The sequence below is a fragment of the Kyrpidia sp. genome (genome assembly GCF_023512215.1).
In the GTDB taxonomy this organism is placed as follows: Bacteria; Bacillota; Bacilli; order Kyrpidiales; family Kyrpidiaceae; genus Kyrpidia; species Kyrpidia spormannii.
Genome location: NZ_JAILZZ010000036.1, coordinates 17,869 through 34,029 on the forward strand (window position 1 = coordinate 17,869; position 16,161 = coordinate 34,029).

Genomic DNA, 16,161 nt, shown 5'->3' on the forward strand with positions numbered 1-16,161 from the left:
GAGATGAGCGAGGAAGAAAAAGCGGCGGTCTTGATTGAAGCACTGCCGTATATCCAGCGCTTTGCGGGAAAGATTTTCGTCATCAAATATGGCGGCAGTGCGATGGGGGAGCGTTTTACCGATGTCATCCTGGACATCATCTGGTTAAAGCAGGTGGGGATTCACCCCGTGGTGGTTCACGGAGGGGGGAAAGAGATCACCGCCATGCTGGAGCGCCTGGGTCATCGGGCGCAGTTCGTGGAGGGCCTTCGAGTCACCGATGAGGCGGTGATGGAGGTCGTGGAGATGGTGCTCTCCGGCGCGGTCAATCCGCGCCTCGTGGCGGCATTCAATCAGCACGACGGAGGGGCCGTCGGTTTGTCGGGCGTGGACGGAATGCTCTTGGAGGTGGCCAAAAAACACCACCCCGCCGGGGACATCGGCTATGTGGGCGAAGTGGTGCACGTGAACACCGCCCTGATCGAGGGATTGCTCGATCGCCACCTGATCCCTGTCATTGCGCCGGTGGGCGTCGATCGGGAAGGACGGCGGTACAATGTGAACGCCGACGAGGCCGCCGGGGCTGTGGCCGGGGCGCTCGGGGCGGAAAAATTGTTCCTCATCACGGATGTACCCGGAATTGTGCGCCGAGGGCCCGGTGGCTCGGAAGTGGTGTCGAAAATCACGGCGGAGGAGATCCGTCAGCTGGTGGAAAGCGGCGAGATCTACGGTGGAATGATCCCCAAGGTAAAGGCCTGCCTGACCGCTTTGGAGGCGGGAGCTAAACACGTTCATATCATCAATGGGGAGGATCCGCACGCCTTGCTGTTGGAGGTGTTCACCGACCGGGGAATCGGCACGATGGTCCTTCCTGCCGGGGAGGGGCCCGAATGATTCGAAGGATCTATTTGTACCTGGTTCTTTTTTCCACCTTGATGATGTCCATCGGCGGATGTGTGGGAATCTTTATGTCCCTGAGCGACATTATCGTGCCAAATGGGGTCATTCAAGATTACGCCTCCTATCGGGACATGCGAATCGCCCAGTCGGTCAAGGTCCCCCCGGGGGAGCCGGCCCCGCCTGTCCCGGATGAAGCCACGATCCGGGCCGATTATGAACGTTTGGTTGTGGATGAGATGCAACAGGCGCGGCGAAGGGGACTGAACGGACTGATAAAAAGTCTGGGGTGGATCGTTATTCCGCTGCCCATCTTTCTATGGTACTCGCGAAAACTTAAGGACGATAAGGGGTCCAGCGCCGGGGCGTCGGCGTGAGGGAAACCTGAAAAGGGAGTGGCACTGGTGACATTGAGCAACGAAGAGGTCGTGGCGGATTCCGGCGCGCTCATGCATACGTACAGCCGGTGGCCGGTGGCGATGGTGCGGGGGGAAGGGGTCTGGCTTTGGGATGCCGATGGCAATCAATACCTTGATTTTGCCGCCGGGATTGCGGTGGCGATTCTCGGACACAGCCATCCGGCGGTGGCCGAGGCGATCGCGGACCAGGCTCGAACCTTGCTGCACTGCTCGAACTTGTTTTACATCCCCCAGCAGGTGGAGTTAGCCAACTGGCTGGTGAAACACTCGGCCATGGATCAGGTATTTTTCTGCAACAGCGGAGCCGAGGCCAGCGAGGCGGCGATCAAACTGGCCAGGCGATGGGCGTATCACAACGGTATGCCCGAACGGTCGACGGTGATCACATTGGAGCACTCCTTCCACGGGAGGACTCTGGGAGCTCTTACAGCCACCGCCCAACCGAAGTACCAGGAAGGGTTTGGCCCGCTGCTTGGCGGCGTGCGCCACGTCCCCGTGGGAGATGTGAAAGCTTTGGAAGAAGCCTTAGATGGAACGGTCTGTGCGGTGATGATGGAAATGGTCCAGGGGGAAGGCGGGGTGATGCCCGTGCCCACAGACTATGTGCAAGAAGTGCGGGCCCTGTGCGATCGCCGCAATGTCCTTCTCGTCATCGACGAAGTACAGACCGGAATGGGGCGAACGGGAACATTTTTTGCGTACGAGCAGTTTGGAGTGGAACCGGACATTTGCACCCTGGCCAAAGGATTGGCCAACGGCGTTCCGGTGGGCGCCGTGTTGGCAAAACGCCGGGTGGCTGAGGCTTTTGTCCCCGGTTCTCACGGCTCCACCTTTGGCGGCAACCCCCTGGCTATGCGGGCCGCCCTGGCGACGGTGGAGGTCGTGGAGAAAGAGCGGCTGTGGGAGAAGGCTGCCCGACGCGGGGCGTACCTGCGAGGCCGCCTAGCCAATGCGCTGGGGAATCACCCGCACCTTCGGGAGATTCGCGGGATGGGACTGATGCTCGGCGTGGTGCTCGATGAGGGCGCCTCCCAAGTGGCCGAAGCATGTCTGAAGCGGGGCCTCCTGGTAACGGTGGCCGGCGGGACCACCATTCGGTTGCTGCCTCCGTTGATTGTCGAGGAACCGGAAATCGACATGGCGGTGGAGCGATTGACGGCGGCATTGGATGATGTTTTCGGGCGGGAGTAAGAACTTCGGGGCTGTTGGTTATAATGCGGAGGAAACACCGAAAAGAAGGCCGCCCGATAAGCGGCGGCCGGGGATCGGAGGTTCAGTCGCTGACGTTGTCGCCATATTGGTTGGTGTGATGGTCGAAGTCGAAGGTGGAGCACATGGTTCCTTTTACGGTACCGGCGATAAGGTTGCCGTTGGTGGCGATGAGAATTTCCTCGGCGGTGCAGCCGCCGCGGTGATTATTATACATGCACTCCTCAACCATACATTTGACACCGGGCATCGACCGTCCCTCCCTTCGGGCTTAGGATTGGCCTACGGGCCGCCCCCTATGCCCCGCAATTGTGCAAAACGGCGGGAACCCGCGGGGAATGGCGCCACGGACAGGTCGGACGTCTACACCGAGGTAAGCGTCGATGAACGATGAATGTACGCTGATGTGGCGGGTCGAGGCGAGAGACCACGGGAGACAGGTGAGAGAAGTTTTACAGGGGCGCCTGCATGTCTCCCGCCGACTGGTCCGCTTGGCCATTACCCAAAATGGAATTCGGAGAAATGGCCGCCCGGCCTACCTTTCCGAACGCGTGTCTGCCGGGGATATCTTGGAGATACGCTGGGGGGAGACGCCTTCCGATGATGTGTTGCCCGAGCCGATTCCTTTTGAGACCCTCTATGAAGATGAGGACGTGTTGGTGGTGAATAAGCCCCCGGGGATGTTGGTTCATCCGACCAAAGGGGTTTATACCGGCACCCTCGCCAACGGTGTCGTGTATGCCTGGCGGCTGACCGGGAGCCATCGCCCTTTTCGACCGTTAAATCGTTTGGATCGGGACACGAGCGGCCTCGTTCTCATCGCGAAAAATCAATTTGCCCATCATCGGCTGTCGCGAGATCTGCGTTTTGCCGAAAGCGGGCGGAGTCCGGTGTTCGGAGCGGACGAAGCCGGCAGGTGGGATGGGATGCGAAGGGTGCATAGGGAGTATGCCGCCCTCGTTCAGGGGCGAGTGGTAGCGGACCGGGGCTGGATTGATCTGCCCATCGAACGAGATCCAAACCACGGGAACCGCCGCCAGGTGGCACCGACGGGCCGGCGGGCCAGAACGCGCTTTGAAGTGGTGGAACGGGTGGAGAATGCCACCCACCTGAAAGTGCGACTTCAGACGGGACGGACGCATCAGATCCGGGTCCATTTTGCGGAACTCGGTCATCCGATCATTGGGGATACCCTCTACGGGGAGCCGTCCCCGTGGATTGAGCGGCAGGCACTTCATGCCGAGCGGCTGGTTTTCGACCATCCCCGAACCGGGGAGCGGATCCAGGTGACCGCCCCGTGGTTTCCCGATATGGTGGAACTGTGGCAGCGGTTGAAAGAGCTCGGCCGGTGATCTCCCGAGGATCATGAGGGGTGAAACGGTGTGCCAGGGATAAACGGAACCGAGACGCCGGGGTCCCCGCCCGGTTGGACGTTGGCAGATGTCAAATCCCTTTTGCGCCGCTTCGGGATTATCGTATATATCGGCTCACCCTTAGACGATTTGCTGATGATGGAGCTCGAGTTGGAGGATCTTTGGGAGGAAAATCTCATCGAGCGGGAAACGTACCTGTTGGCTAAGGCGGCCATTGCCAAGCGGCGGCGGGAGATCGAGCGACAGTCTTAAAACAGTTTTCCGGATCCCTGGATCTTGCAGATCAGTCCTCTTCAAAAAGGGCTGTGTTGAAAGCGTCGACCACCGCCTGCCATTCTTCGTCGTCTTCTACCGGAGCAAAAGCAATGCCCCCGCCTCCGTCCGGATCCAGGCGATACACCACACCCTCGGTGTTGAGAATCTCATCCACGGGCAGTAAGATGGCGTAGGTACGCCCATGTACTTCCAGGATATCCGCCAAATCATAGGTTTCCTCGTGGCCCTCGTCATCTCTGAGGGTGATCCTTTGCTCTTTTTCGGGATGAGTAGCCATGTTTTTGCGCTCCTTTCACAGTCGTTGTTCCGGGACATGGGAATTTTTATTGACAATCGCTGTGTCCCTGCCCGTGAGTTGCCGTTCTGTGCGGCCGTTGCAAGGGTCACTGTCGGGATGCCGGTCTGACGCGCCGGGGTCTGCCCGGAAGTCTTCCACCGACGTGTTTGACCGCCCGGGGAACACATCCGGAGTTTTTGTGCTATACTGATGGCATGAGCCTTCCGTGGGAGGGTTGATGATGCCTCACGCCGCCTTCTTTAACCTTCAGACAACGGCGACGCTCGGCGCCGTGGTGATGGCGCTTATGGTGATCGCCATACGCCTTAAAGCGGCGCAGCGGCCCACCTCGGTAAAAAAGATCATCATGCCGCCCATCGGCATGACCACCGGTTTTGTCATGTTCGCAGCTCCGGTGATGCGGATCCCTGTGTGGTGGGGCCTGGTTGCGTTTCTCGCCGGCGCGTTATTTCTGTCCTATCCATTGATTCGGACGTCGAAGTTCCATGTTATTGACGGCAAGATTTATCTCAAGCGTTCCAAAGCCTTTGTGTTGATTTTGCTGGGCCTTCTGGCGGTGCGGTTGCTGTTGCACAGCTACCTAGAACAATATATCACATTACCCCAGACGGGTGCGGTATTTTTCCTCCTGGCTTACGGGATGATTGTTCCGTGGCGCGTGGCCATGTTTGTGGAATACAAGCGCACCCTAAACCGCTGGTTGCAGATGTCCCGGGAATCGGAAGTGGAAGAGAACAAGGCAAAGGAAGGAAATGCGCCCCTCTTCCAAGGAGCAGAAGCAACGCCGCGCAATGTCGAAGATACGCCTTGAACGGATGACGGCAGTCATCAGGTGTCTATGTGAACGCATTGGGCGCGAGGCGGTCCGCCGTAGCGCCCAATGCGGGTAGACGCTTGTCTCGCCGCAGGGCTTTATAGAACCGTTTTACCCCATCAATTTATGCAGGAACTGTGAAAAATGTGCCCGTCTCCGGGCATTGGCTTTAGTTGTGGTGACGTCCTTAGGTGGTGAACCGTGGGGGAAGGACGGATGCGGGGTTGACAGCTCCCTTTATATTAGGGGTGGATCCGGCTATGACGACGGACAACTCTATGATGATGATTGTGACCATGATCATGGTCCTGTCCATGATAGCCGTGGAAACTTTCGCGGTGATGAAAAGATTCCCCCTGTTCTTCCACAGGGTCCACATGGACTTGTACTGTGGATAGATGGTCAATATCATGTTGAAGCCGATGAATGACATTCTTAGCGATTTGATGTGCATCTTTCACGGAAAGATTTGAGTTAACCGTGATGCTGATGTCAGCCAAAACTTCATGACCAAACCAACGAGCCTTGACGTCATTGACCTTCAGGACACCGGATACGCTCGCAGTGGAAGCGGCCATTGCGTCAATCTTCTCCGGTTCGATACCGTCGAGGATTCTGGTTAACACCGTTTTGGCGGAATCTTTGACAATAAGAAGAATCATGAGAGTGATACCGAGACCCACAATTGGATCGACGATGGGGTAACCCAGCCATGCACCGACCACCCCAATGAGCACGGCTAAAGAAGTAAGGCCGTCCACCCTCGCGTGATGACCATCGGTAATCAGGGCTGCACTCCCGATCTTCTTGCCCATGCGGATGCGGTAGACAGCGACCATCTCATTTCCCAAAAAACCGATGACTGCTGCCAGCGCAACAACTCCCAAATGGTTGATCGAAGAACTGTGGACAAGTTTTAGAACCGATTCGTAGCCCGCTACGATGGCGCTCACCAGAATGACCAGGACAATGAACAAACCGGCAATGTCCTCAGTGCGGTTTAACCCATACGGAAATCGCCTTGTAGGCAGGCGGCGACTCAAGATGAATGCGAACCAAAGCGGGATGGAGGTGAATGCATCTCCAAAGTTATGAATTGTGTCTGCCAGCAGCGCGACACTGCCCGACAGCGCCACAAAGGCGGCTTGCACGATGCCTGTCACAAGGAGACCCACAAACGAAATCATCAAAACTCTGGTCGCTTCTTTGTCTTGAACGATACTGCTGTCTACACCACGATGTGTGTGGCTGTGTCCTCCGTCATGGTGGTGAGAGTGACCGTGTCCGAACCCCATTCCGTCCCTCTCCTATCGAATATAATGATCCAAGGCATTGCGCAAGTCGCCCAACACCTTGTTCAAGTCGTTTTCGTGGCCAGCTGCGGCCACACACACCTCCAGATGGTCCTTCAAAATCACCTTGGCCACCCCATCAAGAGCCTTCTGAACGGCGGCGATTTGGATTAACAAATCCGAGCAGTCCCTGTCATCATGCGCCATCTCTTTAATGGCCCGAACATGACCCTCAATCCGTGCCAATCGGTTGATCACTTGCTTTCGATATTTGTGTAAATGATGTCCCATGGCAGACGCCTCCATGACCCTGAATATAACCCCCCCAGGGGGATATGTCAACCACCGGATCACACCCCAACGCCCAGAGGCAAAATGGGCAACCGCCGCATAGGGTGGAGCAGGAGGGAGAGGAGCGATGAAAGGAGTCAAACGGAAACGAAGATGGTGGGCGGCCCTAATGGCGGTGGCGCTTGCAGTTTTGGTTGCCGGATGTGGGGCCACAGGCACAGTGCCCGGGGCGCCGGGGCCGGCGCCCGGAGGGGGCGATGCCCCAGGGGCCCAGACCCAGACCATTCGATTCTCCGAGGTGATCCGGTCGATTTTTTACGCACCCCATTACGTGGCACTGGCCAAGGGGTTTTTTCAACAACAAGGGCTCAAGGTGGACATGGTGACTTCCCAAGGTTCGGATAAGGGAGCGGCGGCCCTCCTTGCGGGGACGGCGGATATCTCCCTGATCGGCCCGGAAACCTCGGTCTACATTTACAACCAGCACGGGGAAAAGAAGATCAAGGCTTTTTATCAACTGACCGGAGTGGATGGGTCATTCCTGGTGGGGCGGCCGACGTCGAAACCTTTCCGCTGGCAGGATTTAAACGGCAAGACGATCATCAGTTGGCGGCCCGGCAGTTCTCCGCAGATGGTTCTGAACCATGTGTTGGCCGAACAGGGCGTGCATGGCGCAAAGGTCATCACCAATATCGCCCCCCAGGCCATGGTGGGGGCGTTCCGCAGCGGGCAGGGGGACTATATTCAGGTTTATGAACCCCTGGCTTCGATGTTGGAACAACAGGGGGTCGGAAAAGTGGTGGCTTCCCTGGGCGAAGCCGGCGGATCGTATCCTGAGACGGCCTATGAAGCAACGGACGCGTACGTTCACGCTCACCCCGACGTGATTCAAAAATGGTGCACGGCAGTGCACCAGGCCACTCGGTGGATCGAAAGCCACAGCCCCGCCGAAGTGGCGGACGTGATCGCTCCGTATTTTGAAGGCACGCCGAAAGACCTGATTGCACAATCGGTCCAGCGCTATGAACAACAACACACCTGGCCGGACAATCCAGTCCTGACGGAGGCACAGTTCGGGATTCTGCAAAATGTCCTCGTCGAAGCCGGGACGATCAAAGCGGATCAAAAGGTTTCATACAACGCCGTGGTGGAGACCCGGTTCGCCCAAAAAGCGGCGGGCGGCCAATGAATGGCACAGAGCAAAGGCATGTCAGGGGTGGTCGCGGGACGGCTTTTCTGCGGCCCTGGGGCCCCCCTGGCCGGGGCACGGGAGAGGGGACCCGCCCAACGGCGGCCCCGGGTATCACCGGAAGGAGGGGGTGCCGATGGCGCAGATTGAGGTGCGCGGTGTGTCTCACCGATATTTTACCATGAAAGAAGAAACCGAGGCTCTGCGGAATGTGAATCTTCAGGTGGAAACCGGAGAATTCGTCAGCATCGTGGGGCCGAGCGGCTGCGGGAAGAGTACACTGTTGTCACTTCTGGCTGGGATGATCCGGCCGACCCAGGGGGAGGTGCGCCTGTTCGGCGAGCTTCTCACCGGGCCCTCCCGACGGGTGGGATATATGTTGCAAAACGACTCTTTGTTCGAATGGCGGGACGTTCTCCACAACGTCCTCATCGGCGCCGAGGTGCGCGGGCTCGACCGGGAGCCGGCCCGGCGGCGGGCGCTGGAACTACTTGAACGCTATGGCCTCGGCGGTTTTGTCGGCCACGCGCCCAAGCAGCTATCAGGAGGGATGCGCCAGCGGGTGGCTCTCATCCGGACCCTGTTGCTCGACCCAGATATTTTGCTTCTCGATGAGCCGTTTTCGGCGCTGGATTATCAAACCCGCCTCAGTCTTGGGGATGAGGTGGCCGGCATTTTGCGCGACCAGGGAAAGACGGTGGTTTTGGTGACTCACGATATTGCCGAGGCGATCACTATGGCGGACCGCGTGGTGGTGATGTCCAGGCGGCCGGCGACGATTACCGCGGAGCACCCGGTGCGGTACGCGGCCGGGCGGCTTCCTCCTACGGCTCTGCGAAAAGAACCGGAGTTTTCCCGGTACTTTAACCGCGTGTGGGAGGAGTTGAAAGATCATGTCCGGGTTTGAACAGTTTGGGGAGTTGGAGGAAAACGCCCTTCCTGCTCACCTTTTTTTTCGCGGCTTGGTGCTGTCAACGTCTAAGTAGCGTTACTATTTATGTACCATGAAAATAGACCATGGTCAACGGGGAACAGGGACGGCACGAGAGAACAAGTAAAGTGCCGAAGACACATTTATCATTTCACCGGTGTTGACCGAGAATCCCGGAATCCTCTACTATAAATGTGAACATTTCAGCGGGGGTGATAGTCTCAGGTAGGATTTCAGCCCATGCTGTCGAATTTTAGATTTTTGGGAGGTGAAAACATGACTGGACTCACGCGATTGGAGATCCTGCGCCGCGCCCGTGGCTGGACGCAGACGGACGTTTCACGAATGATCGGCGTGTCGGGGGGACTCATTTCTCACATCGAACGGCGTGCCCGATCCAGCTATCCCAAACTGCGCCGGGCGCTGTCGGAACTGTACGGGGTGCCGGAAGAGACGCTGTTTGAGCCCGAAACCGGCATGGCCGCTTGGGTGGATCCCGAACTCTTGCGCCGGTTGGCGGGGTGAAAAAACACAACCCCAGGCCGGAACCTGGGGGGATAAGGGGGCAGTATGTATGATTCAAACACAACTGCATAAGGACATGGCTCACCGCCGAACAAGACGCGAAGCGGTGTGGCGCTATCTCACCGAGCACATGGGGGAGTGGATTGACGCCCATTGGATCGCAAGCCCCAACGTTGGTGGAAGCGAGGGTTTGCGTCGGCTCAGGGAACTCCGCGCAAGCCTGCCGCCTGGCTATCGGATCGAGATGCGCAGGAAGCCGTCGGAGGCTGGACCCCTCCACGAACGGCAATACCGCCTTGTGCGCCAGGCCGAGCCCTCTTCTGACTGCGACTGCGGCTGAGATCATCGGGCGCATCATGGCCTCCCTGTGCCTACAGGCAGGTATGGCCGTGGTGTGCCCTTGGCCACATAGAGGGCAGGGCGTTTACCGTTCCGGTAAGAAACAGTCTGTTTGCTACACAGTGTAGCACGTCGCTGTGAGCAACGCAATACATGTACCACATTTTTTGACCTGTCTTTTTGATCGCAAAGATGACAAGGCCCCAAGGCGGATCCTCGGGGCGACAGCGGGGCGCATCTTCAGCCCCATTGTACCACACAAGGGGGCGCATTGACATGGGACATAAGAGATCCATTCCGTCCGACATATCGACCGACCGACGTTTTGCGGCCCTGCTGGAAGGCGACGGTGGTATACTGGCTGGCTTGTGCTATATCCTCGGGGTGGTCCACGCCGATGACTGGGGGCGGTTCACCGGCGACCCGGTTGAATTCAAGCTGTCGTGTTTCCCCACCGCGCCAGCTAATAGCGCAGAGATCGAAAGGGCGCTCCACGCCGTGGCCGATGTCGGATTGTGGCAACTATACGAGCGGGACGGGCGCAAGGTGATCCAACTGCCGCAGGACGAATTCTGGCAGATCCAAACATACGTAAGCGAAAAACGGCGGCAGGACTGCAAGAGCAAGTTCCCCCCGCCTCCTGGTACGCCGGATGATCGGGTGCCCAGGAAGAAAGGTGGCGATGAGGCTGACGACGACCACGATGATGAACAGAATGAATCAGACTTTGGAAATGATAACCAAAATCTACGAAAATCTACGATTATCGTACATTCACATTCACATTCTCATTCTCATTCACATTCAGATTCAGAACAAGGTAAAACAAGGTTAAACGCCGTCGTCGTCGATTCCGGTCCCATAGACATTGACAGGTTGGTCAGGATGGCGGAAGAGGCGAGGATAAAAGTCAAACGTTCGACCCTAGCGGAATTGGCCAGAAAGTACGGCCAGGAATGGGTGGAGGACGCGATTGCCATTACAGCCGACGCCGAGCATCCGACTTCTCGCTATCTTATGGCCGTCCTAAGGAAATGGGAGGAGAAGGGAGGCCCCGACGGGACATACTCAACCGAGGCCATGCTTTTGGCTGTCAAGCGCAGGCGGGCGAATAAGCCGCCAAAAACGCCAACCTACGGCCGCGTGATTGTGAACGAGCCCGACGAGAACGTCGAATGGGCAAAACAATTTCTGCGCCAACACGAGGGTGATCTGAATTCCGTGGATAGCTCATTTGAGAACCACGAGAAGGCCGCTGTCACGGCCCGCGTGCCATACGGCAGGGTGATTGAGAACACGGAAACCGAGACCGAAAGGACAGTGGCGCATCTCATGGAGGAGGCGGACAGGAAGCGGGGGATGGTGTGGCAGAGGATCTGGACGAACGACCCTCAAACCGGAGGCGCATTCGACCATTCTTCCACATGTGAGAGCCCCGAGAAGGCCGCTCAGAACGCCGAAACGAACGCGCAGGTATCATGGGACAGGGGCGAGGGTAAAAAGCCTTCAGAAGGGCGTTTAGAGGCCCAGCAGGAGCCATTTGACACTTCAAAACTCAAGATTGCCGATGACCTACAGGCATTCTGGCACGACTTCGACATGCTGGTGAGGATTCACGGCCACGAAAAAGCATGGCAAGCCCTTCATGAACTTGCAGACAATGGTCCGGTTACGGCGGCGGCGTTGACTCACAAGCTTAATCAGGCAAAGATGTCCGGCTGAAGGAAGGTGGAGGCCGCATGTATACCATTCTTGCGACCGGCTCCCCGGCTGCCCATGCCGCAAGCATGGCGGAGGCCCTGGAGATCCTGCCCGCCCTCGTCCGATCCACTCCCCCCCGTTCTGGGCACACGGTGCGGATCGAGATTCGGGACCCACATGGCAAGCCCGTCCGATTGGTCTTCCTCCCGCCATGGCAGGGGGTGAGATCATGAAGAGGACGACCGCAACCCCCGCCCTGCGCAAGCATGTCTATGGCTGTCCGAAATGCCGGGGAGTGCGAACCATCGAGGCGATCGGGCGCGTGGTCCTGGGCCCGGTGTGCTCCCGTTGTGGCCTGCGCATGAAGCCGATGGGCGGAGGCGGCGACGCGGAGTGACGGGCAACCGCCGAAAGGGGGTGAGCGCATGGTTACTTGGGCGCTGGCCGCGCTCCTGGCCTTCGCCGGGACGTATGCAATGGCCTTGTACGGCTGGTATGACGCCGGGCGTGACTGACAAGCGCAGGGGTGTCCGCGATCATGGACATCCCCTAACCCGAAGTTAGGCCACCGCAAGCTGTCTTCCTGGACCCCCTAAAAGAGCATGCCCACCAGAGCCACAAAATCGCCCGCAGAGGCGTCGAATGCCGGGGGTGGCTATCATACCATTACCGCGCTATCAAGAAGGCGTTAGAATGGCTGTAGAGGCCGTTTGGAGGGGTGTCGGTTGAATCGACGCCCTTTCGTTAGGGTGTTGACACTGACAGTACCCTTGGGGCGGTTTCTGAGGGACATGCCCTCCAGAGCCACAAAAAGGCCTCTCAGAGCGTTTTGGATGCGGTTCATGTATGATGCCTAGGACGGGACAAATCGAGGCCTCTACGGGCGTCCTGGAGGTCATTTCGTATGGCGACCATCCGACGGCCCGGATGGTTTTTCGGACGCAGTAGAAAAAGCGCTGGCGCAAGCCTTTGGACCGGCTCATTCGACATCCTGCGGGTGGGGTGAGTCGCCATGACGACGACTGTTCACACGGTATTAACTGTCCACGCGGTGTTAACCCTGGGGCGTTACGCATAGCCGTAACGAATCGCCGCCAAGCGTAACAAGGGTAACAAGCTGGCCGGGAAGCGAAACAAGGCGCAACGAATGGCCTGGGAGTGGAACAAGGCAAGGGTGTAAACTCAGCTTATACCCTTGACCTGCAAAAACAACCCCATGCACTGGGGACGGCGGGGGTGGGTGCCGTTTGAAGCTGAGGAAGGAAGTGCGGCGCACGATTGTGCAGGCCCTGAAGCTGTGCCGTCTCTATGAGCGGGCGGGCGTCCATCCGGGGCACGAGCCACGAATCACGCCCGCTTACTCCCTGGCTCCAAGCGGAGAGACGAACGTTGTGCAGGACTCAACCGGCGACACTGCCCAGCGCAACACAGACGGCGAGCGGGAGCGCCGGGAGCACGTCGAACGGGTGCATCGAGCGCTTGAGGCGCTCAAGCCGATGGAGCGGCGGATCATCGAATGCGCGTATTTCCGGGACATGACGACGATCGAGATCTGCGAGGAGCTGGCGATCTGCGAACGGACCGCCCACAGGTCGAAGGCCGCCGCCCTCCTGAAGCTGGCCATTGTGTTTGGTCTCCTGACCCCGGAGGAAGAGCGGGAGGCGGCGGGGATGCTGTGAACCATAAGATTTCCTAAGGCGCACGTGCATCGAACGTGCAAGGCACGTGATACGCACGTGATACGCACGTGCAGTATCGGACATCCACCGGACATCCTGAGGAGATCCTTCGGACAGAGATCGGAGGGCAGTCCGGGAATTTCCCGGAGCTTCCCGGAACTTCCGGGAACCGTCCGGAAAGCGGACGCAACCCCCAGGGGGGTGCAAATCCTCAGAGATTCACCGTTCGGGACCGCGCGGGCCCTCGAATGCGCAAAAATGTCCCCACGGGGATTCTCGAGAAGGGGACCCACGCTGTCAGATTCGCGGCGATCCGGGGACCTGAGCGGCAGTCAGACCCCGCCAACCTGAGCCGGTGGCCGGAACAGCATTCCGCTCATCCTCATCCTGAGCAGTGGCCGGACCCCCGCCGACCCCCACGGGGACCCACGGGGGTAGACGACAAGAGGCCGGGACAGCATCCCGGCCCCTGCCGATGCTAACAATTGACAACATGCTAAGGTATGTTAAGTTTTGTTAAGCCCTTCGCTTCTCCGCGTACTCACGGCTCAGGCGCTCATGGAGCCGGACAGCATCCCGCAGGAGCGCCTGAACTCCCGCCTCCCCTCCCAGGGTGCGGACGATGATGGCCTTCTCCGCGCCCGAGACCTCCACCACGTCCGCCCAAAAGTCGGTGTCCGCCTCGGAGACGAGCATCGGCGTGGCCGTCTCGTAGCTCCAGGCCGGGTACAAAGCATCGGTCAGGAGAATCCCGGGCAGCGGCTCAGACCCAACGATGATGGGGCGGCCCCCGAAGCGGCGCTCAACGATGCAGTATTTCATTCCCCGTCGCCTCCCGCCGGGACGGCCATAGGATGCGGGATAGGCTCCCAGCCGTCCCCCGTCCATTCGAAGGCCTCGCCGATCACAGGCGGCTGGGCGTCCTCGGCGAAGTCCTCCCATGACTCTTCCCAGCTGTAACCCGGTGCGGCATCCCAGTGGTAGGACTGGACGACGAACGTCACGTCTGCCGCCCGGAACTGGGTATAGGTCGAGTAGCCCCAGCCGTACCCATCCTCCACAGAGTCCCGCCACGTGGCGACCGGCTCTGGCTTCTCGGGGACTTCGATGGTCCGCGAAGGAATGATGTCCCTATTTCGGTGCCCGCCCTCCACGCGGACGAACCAACGCCCGTTTGTCTGGTATGCGATCATCCGCCTTGCCCTCCCCTCTTGATTCACCACGCCCGCCGCCGGTTGACCTCTTCCAGCCACGGGACGAGGACCGTATCCTTCCACTGCCGAAGCTCCGTGACCCGCTGTTCCTTGGTCTCATCGAACGTGGACAGCCGGGACACGTTTTTGACCTGTTTGACGAACCAAGCGATGGCCTCCGCCGGTGACAGCGCGGTGATGTCCGGGAACTCAGTCATGGGAAGCCCTCCCCGACGACAGCATCTCAGCCAGCGAGTCAAGCCCATGACCGCGCAAGTCCCGAATGAACGAATGCAGGAACGAACCACTGGCACGATACTCCCCGGAGAACACGGGGCGCTTGAAGGCCGGGTAGAACTTGCCGTCGGCGGCCCGGTAAGCGGGTGTCTCGTGGTCCACGCCGACCCTCACTGCCTTGGAATCCCCGCCGACGGTGAGCCAGTAGATTCCCCCGCTGTGGTCTTTGATCATGTACATCTCCGGCGTGCTCATTGTTTCACCTTCCTTGCCCGAAGCATGCTCATGCCCGTCCAATGGTCATTGGGGCGCAGGCCGCGCATCTTGCAATACTGCCGCTTGGCGTCCCGGCTGTCATAGGCCCAAAAAGGGTACCATGGCCCGTTTGGAGACTTGACCTCGTAGAGGCACTTCACTTTCATGTCACTTCACCTTCCTCGCCCGGGTGCGCTGGGGCAGGAGTCGGGAGACTGGAGATGCCACGGCATGCTGTTCGTGGAGATCGGCATCGGCCAAGGCGATGTAGCGCCGCGTCATGGTGATGTCGGCGTGTCCCAGTTGCCGCTGGAGGGCGAAGACGTGGCCGCCCGAGCGCAGGAACATGATGGCGCTGGAGTGCCGGAGCATGTACGGCGTGACTCTGGCACCGAGCTTGCGCCCATATTGGCGCATGATGCGCGACCAGCTTTCCTCTGCCAACTTGCGGCCAGAGGCGGAGGCAAAGACGGGGACGCTGTCATCCCAGTCGGCTGGGCGGACACTTAGAAGCTTGCGAATGGCCTTCGCTGTCTGCGGACTGATAACGACCGTCCTGGAGACTCGCGCCTTGGCCACATGGGCAGGTATGGTAATTTCCAGTGAGGCAAGGTTCAGGTCTCGCGGCGTTAGCTGAAGCGCTTCACCTGGGCGGACTCCGCTGTCCAACTGAAACAGCATCAAAGCGAAGTCCCGGACCCCCACGAAAGCGCTCTGGTTTGGCAATCTCAGGAGCTTCGACAGGATGTCATCGGGCAGGTGACGTGGCGTTTGATCCTCGCGGCGTTGCTTGATCCCCTTGGTCGGATTCCCAGAGACAAGCCCTTCGTCGGCGGCCCAATTGAAAAACGAGCGCAACACTCGAAGCTGTTGGTTATGATAGCTGGCGGCTAACCCCCGGATGTCCGTGAAGTGTTGCAGGACGGCCCGACGGAGGCGGTCGGCGTCCGGCCAGGCGCTCTGAGCTTCAGGGCGGCGGAAAAAGGCCCCGACAATTCTCCGATAGTCCCGAACGGTGTAATGTGACCGCCCTTCGGCTCGCTTGAATAGGATGAATGTCGAGAGCGATTCTTGCCATGTCTGCATGCAGGTCCCTCCTAACGGCTTGTGTACTGCGTCAACAGCGTCCAAGTACCGGCGAAAAAAGTCCGGACCCCAGCGAGGCGGCAGGCCCGGGAATCCAAGGCACGGCTCTGCGAAAAGAACCGGAGTTTTCCCGGTACTTTAACCGCGTGTGGGAGGAGTTGAAAGATCATGTCCGGGT

At 59.0% G+C, this 16,161-nt stretch carries 21 protein-coding genes; 12 read left to right on the forward strand and 9 right to left on the reverse strand.

Features of this window, described 5'->3' with window-relative positions:
• Positions 1-3 precede the first annotated feature (3 nt).
• The 3 genes from argB to K6T64_RS11955 are packed head-to-tail and all read left to right on the forward strand — an operon-like array spanning position 4 to position 2,486.
• Complete coding sequence (gene argB, locus K6T64_RS11945) at positions 4-873, forward strand: acetylglutamate kinase (protein WP_100666734.1); 870 nt, start codon at positions 4-6, stop codon at positions 871-873.
• Positions 870-1,253, forward strand: a complete 384-nt coding sequence (locus K6T64_RS11950) for a hypothetical protein (RefSeq protein WP_288010403.1) — start codon at positions 870-872, stop codon at positions 1,251-1,253. The genes argB and K6T64_RS11950 overlap by 4 nt, the downstream gene beginning before the upstream one ends.
• A 27-nt stretch (positions 1,254-1,280) precedes the next feature.
• Positions 1,281-2,486 (forward strand): acetylornithine transaminase, encoded by a 1,206-nt coding sequence (locus tag K6T64_RS11955; protein ID WP_288010405.1) that lies wholly within the window; start codon positions 1,281-1,283, stop codon positions 2,484-2,486.
• An 82-nt stretch (positions 2,487-2,568) separates the two neighbouring features.
• On the opposite strand, the gene K6T64_RS11960 is transcribed toward K6T64_RS11955, so the two are convergent.
• Positions 2,569-2,754 carry a DUF1540 domain-containing protein gene (locus K6T64_RS11960; protein WP_100666737.1) on the reverse strand — a complete coding sequence of 62 codons (186 nt, stop codon included), beginning with the start codon at positions 2,752-2,754 and terminating at the stop codon, positions 2,569-2,571.
• 133 nt (positions 2,755-2,887) lie between these two features.
• On the opposite strand from K6T64_RS11960, the gene K6T64_RS11965 reads away from it, so the two are divergent.
• Both K6T64_RS11965 and K6T64_RS11970 read left to right on the forward strand, forming a co-directional pair.
• Positions 2,888-3,856: an RluA family pseudouridine synthase gene (locus K6T64_RS11965; RefSeq protein WP_288010407.1), complete on the forward strand. Its 969-nt coding sequence runs from the start codon at positions 2,888-2,890 to the stop codon at positions 3,854-3,856.
• A gap of 30 nt (positions 3,857-3,886) precedes the next feature.
• Positions 3,887-4,129 carry a YqgQ family protein gene (locus tag K6T64_RS11970; protein WP_288010408.1) on the forward strand — a complete coding sequence of 81 codons (243 nt, stop codon included), beginning with the start codon at positions 3,887-3,889 and terminating at the stop codon, positions 4,127-4,129.
• Between the two features lie 31 nt (positions 4,130-4,160).
• Here the strand turns inward: K6T64_RS11970 and K6T64_RS11975 are convergent, their stop codons facing one another.
• A complete protein-coding gene (locus K6T64_RS11975; RefSeq protein ID WP_170084839.1) occupies positions 4,161-4,430 on the reverse strand; it encodes a DUF1292 domain-containing protein in 270 nt (89 codons plus the stop codon).
• Positions 4,431-4,671: 241 nt separating this feature from the next.
• On the opposite strand from K6T64_RS11975, the gene K6T64_RS11980 reads away from it, so the two are divergent.
• Entirely contained in the window at positions 4,672-5,262 is a 591-nt protein-coding gene (locus K6T64_RS11980; RefSeq protein WP_100666740.1) for a CcdC family protein, read from the forward strand.
• A gap of 245 nt (positions 5,263-5,507) precedes the next feature.
• On the opposite strand, the gene K6T64_RS11985 is transcribed toward K6T64_RS11980, so the two are convergent.
• Positions 5,508-6,560 carry a cation diffusion facilitator family transporter gene (locus K6T64_RS11985; RefSeq protein WP_288010410.1) on the reverse strand — a complete coding sequence of 351 codons (1,053 nt, stop codon included), beginning with the start codon at positions 6,558-6,560 and terminating at the stop codon, positions 5,508-5,510.
• A gap of 12 nt (positions 6,561-6,572) precedes the next feature.
• Positions 6,573-6,848: a metal-sensing transcriptional repressor gene (locus K6T64_RS11990; RefSeq protein ID WP_288010411.1), complete on the reverse strand. Its 276-nt coding sequence runs from the start codon at positions 6,846-6,848 to the stop codon at positions 6,573-6,575.
• Positions 6,849-6,975: 127 nt separating this feature from the next.
• Here K6T64_RS11990 and K6T64_RS11995 point away from each other — a divergent pair, with 127 nt between their 5' ends.
• The 6 genes from K6T64_RS11995 to K6T64_RS12020 all read left to right on the forward strand — a co-directional run bounded on the left by K6T64_RS11995 (position 6,976) and on the right by K6T64_RS12020 (position 13,212).
• On the forward strand, positions 6,976-8,037 hold the full coding sequence (locus tag K6T64_RS11995; RefSeq protein WP_288010412.1) for an ABC transporter substrate-binding protein: 1,062 nt from the start codon (positions 6,976-6,978) through the stop codon (positions 8,035-8,037).
• 136 nt (positions 8,038-8,173) lie between these two features.
• The gene (locus K6T64_RS12000) at positions 8,174-8,944 is read left to right on the forward strand and encodes an ABC transporter ATP-binding protein (RefSeq protein WP_100666744.1); all 771 of its coding nucleotides are present in this window, start codon (positions 8,174-8,176) and stop codon (positions 8,942-8,944) included.
• 300 nt (positions 8,945-9,244) lie between these two features.
• Entirely contained in the window at positions 9,245-9,493 is a 249-nt protein-coding gene (locus K6T64_RS12005) for a helix-turn-helix transcriptional regulator (RefSeq protein ID WP_288010414.1), read from the forward strand.
• Positions 9,494-10,108: 615 nt separating this feature from the next.
• Positions 10,109-11,554, forward strand: a complete 1,446-nt coding sequence (locus K6T64_RS12010) for a hypothetical protein (protein ID WP_288010415.1) — start codon at positions 10,109-10,111, stop codon at positions 11,552-11,554.
• 208 nt (positions 11,555-11,762) lie between these two features.
• The gene (locus K6T64_RS12015) at positions 11,763-11,930 is read left to right on the forward strand and encodes a hypothetical protein (RefSeq protein WP_288010417.1); all 168 of its coding nucleotides are present in this window, start codon (positions 11,763-11,765) and stop codon (positions 11,928-11,930) included.
• Between the two features lie 883 nt (positions 11,931-12,813).
• Positions 12,814-13,212, forward strand: a complete 399-nt coding sequence (locus tag K6T64_RS12020; protein WP_288010429.1) for an ArpU family phage packaging/lysis transcriptional regulator — start codon at positions 12,814-12,816, stop codon at positions 13,210-13,212.
• A gap of 516 nt (positions 13,213-13,728) precedes the next feature.
• Here the strand turns inward: K6T64_RS12020 and K6T64_RS12025 are convergent.
• From K6T64_RS12025 to K6T64_RS12045, 5 genes are all read right to left on the reverse strand, one after another.
• Positions 13,729-14,034: a hypothetical protein gene (locus K6T64_RS12025; protein ID WP_288010419.1), complete on the reverse strand. Its 306-nt coding sequence runs from the start codon at positions 14,032-14,034 to the stop codon at positions 13,729-13,731.
• A complete protein-coding gene (locus tag K6T64_RS12030) occupies positions 14,031-14,405 on the reverse strand; it encodes a hypothetical protein (RefSeq protein WP_288010420.1) in 375 nt (124 codons plus the stop codon). Before K6T64_RS12030 ends, K6T64_RS12025 begins: the two co-directional genes overlap by 4 nt.
• A 23-nt stretch (positions 14,406-14,428) precedes the next feature.
• Entirely contained in the window at positions 14,429-14,623 is a 195-nt protein-coding gene (locus K6T64_RS12035; protein WP_288010422.1) for a hypothetical protein, read from the reverse strand.
• Positions 14,616-14,897, reverse strand: a complete 282-nt coding sequence (locus K6T64_RS12040; protein WP_288010424.1) for a hypothetical protein — start codon at positions 14,895-14,897, stop codon at positions 14,616-14,618. Before K6T64_RS12040 ends, K6T64_RS12035 begins: the two co-directional genes overlap by 8 nt.
• Positions 14,898-15,065: 168 nt before the next feature.
• Positions 15,066-15,983 carry a tyrosine-type recombinase/integrase gene (locus K6T64_RS12045; RefSeq protein WP_288010426.1) on the reverse strand — a complete coding sequence of 306 codons (918 nt, stop codon included), beginning with the start codon at positions 15,981-15,983 and terminating at the stop codon, positions 15,066-15,068.
• Between the last annotated feature and the right edge of the window lie 178 nt (positions 15,984-16,161).

Excerpts from the sequence above, each read along its gene's own strand:
- argB (WP_100666734.1), top strand. The coding sequence starts at position 4 with ATGAGCGAGGAAGAAAAAGCGGCGGTCTTGATTGAAGCACTGCCGTAT.
- K6T64_RS11950 (WP_288010403.1), top strand. The coding sequence starts at position 870 with ATGATTCGAAGGATCTATTTGTACCTGGTTCTTTTTTCCACCTTGATG.
- K6T64_RS11960 (WP_100666737.1), bottom strand. The coding sequence starts at position 2,754 with ATGCCCGGTGTCAAATGTATGGTTGAGGAGTGCATGTATAATAATCAC.
- K6T64_RS11965 (WP_288010407.1), top strand. The coding sequence starts at position 2,888 with ATGAACGATGAATGTACGCTGATGTGGCGGGTCGAGGCGAGAGACCAC.
- K6T64_RS11975 (WP_170084839.1), bottom strand. The coding sequence starts at position 4,430 with ATGGCTACTCATCCCGAAAAAGAGCAAAGGATCACCCTCAGAGATGAC.
- K6T64_RS11980 (WP_100666740.1), top strand. The coding sequence starts at position 4,672 with ATGCCTCACGCCGCCTTCTTTAACCTTCAGACAACGGCGACGCTCGGC.
- K6T64_RS11985 (WP_288010410.1), bottom strand. The coding sequence starts at position 6,560 with ATGGGGTTCGGACACGGTCACTCTCACCACCATGACGGAGGACACAGC.
- K6T64_RS11990 (WP_288010411.1), bottom strand. The coding sequence starts at position 6,848 with ATGGGACATCATTTACACAAATATCGAAAGCAAGTGATCAACCGATTG.
- K6T64_RS11995 (WP_288010412.1), top strand. The coding sequence starts at position 6,976 with ATGAAAGGAGTCAAACGGAAACGAAGATGGTGGGCGGCCCTAATGGCG.
- K6T64_RS12000 (WP_100666744.1), top strand. The coding sequence starts at position 8,174 with ATGGCGCAGATTGAGGTGCGCGGTGTGTCTCACCGATATTTTACCATG.
- K6T64_RS12005 (WP_288010414.1), top strand. The coding sequence starts at position 9,245 with ATGACTGGACTCACGCGATTGGAGATCCTGCGCCGCGCCCGTGGCTGG.
- K6T64_RS12010 (WP_288010415.1), top strand. The coding sequence starts at position 10,109 with ATGGGACATAAGAGATCCATTCCGTCCGACATATCGACCGACCGACGT.
- K6T64_RS12015 (WP_288010417.1), top strand. The coding sequence starts at position 11,763 with ATGAAGAGGACGACCGCAACCCCCGCCCTGCGCAAGCATGTCTATGGC.
- K6T64_RS12025 (WP_288010419.1), bottom strand. The coding sequence starts at position 14,034 with ATGAAATACTGCATCGTTGAGCGCCGCTTCGGGGGCCGCCCCATCATC.
- K6T64_RS12030 (WP_288010420.1), bottom strand. The coding sequence starts at position 14,405 with ATGATCGCATACCAGACAAACGGGCGTTGGTTCGTCCGCGTGGAGGGC.
- K6T64_RS12035 (WP_288010422.1), bottom strand. The coding sequence starts at position 14,623 with ATGACTGAGTTCCCGGACATCACCGCGCTGTCACCGGCGGAGGCCATC.
- K6T64_RS12040 (WP_288010424.1), bottom strand. The coding sequence starts at position 14,897 with ATGAGCACGCCGGAGATGTACATGATCAAAGACCACAGCGGGGGAATC.
- K6T64_RS12045 (WP_288010426.1), bottom strand. The coding sequence starts at position 15,983 with ATGCAGACATGGCAAGAATCGCTCTCGACATTCATCCTATTCAAGCGA.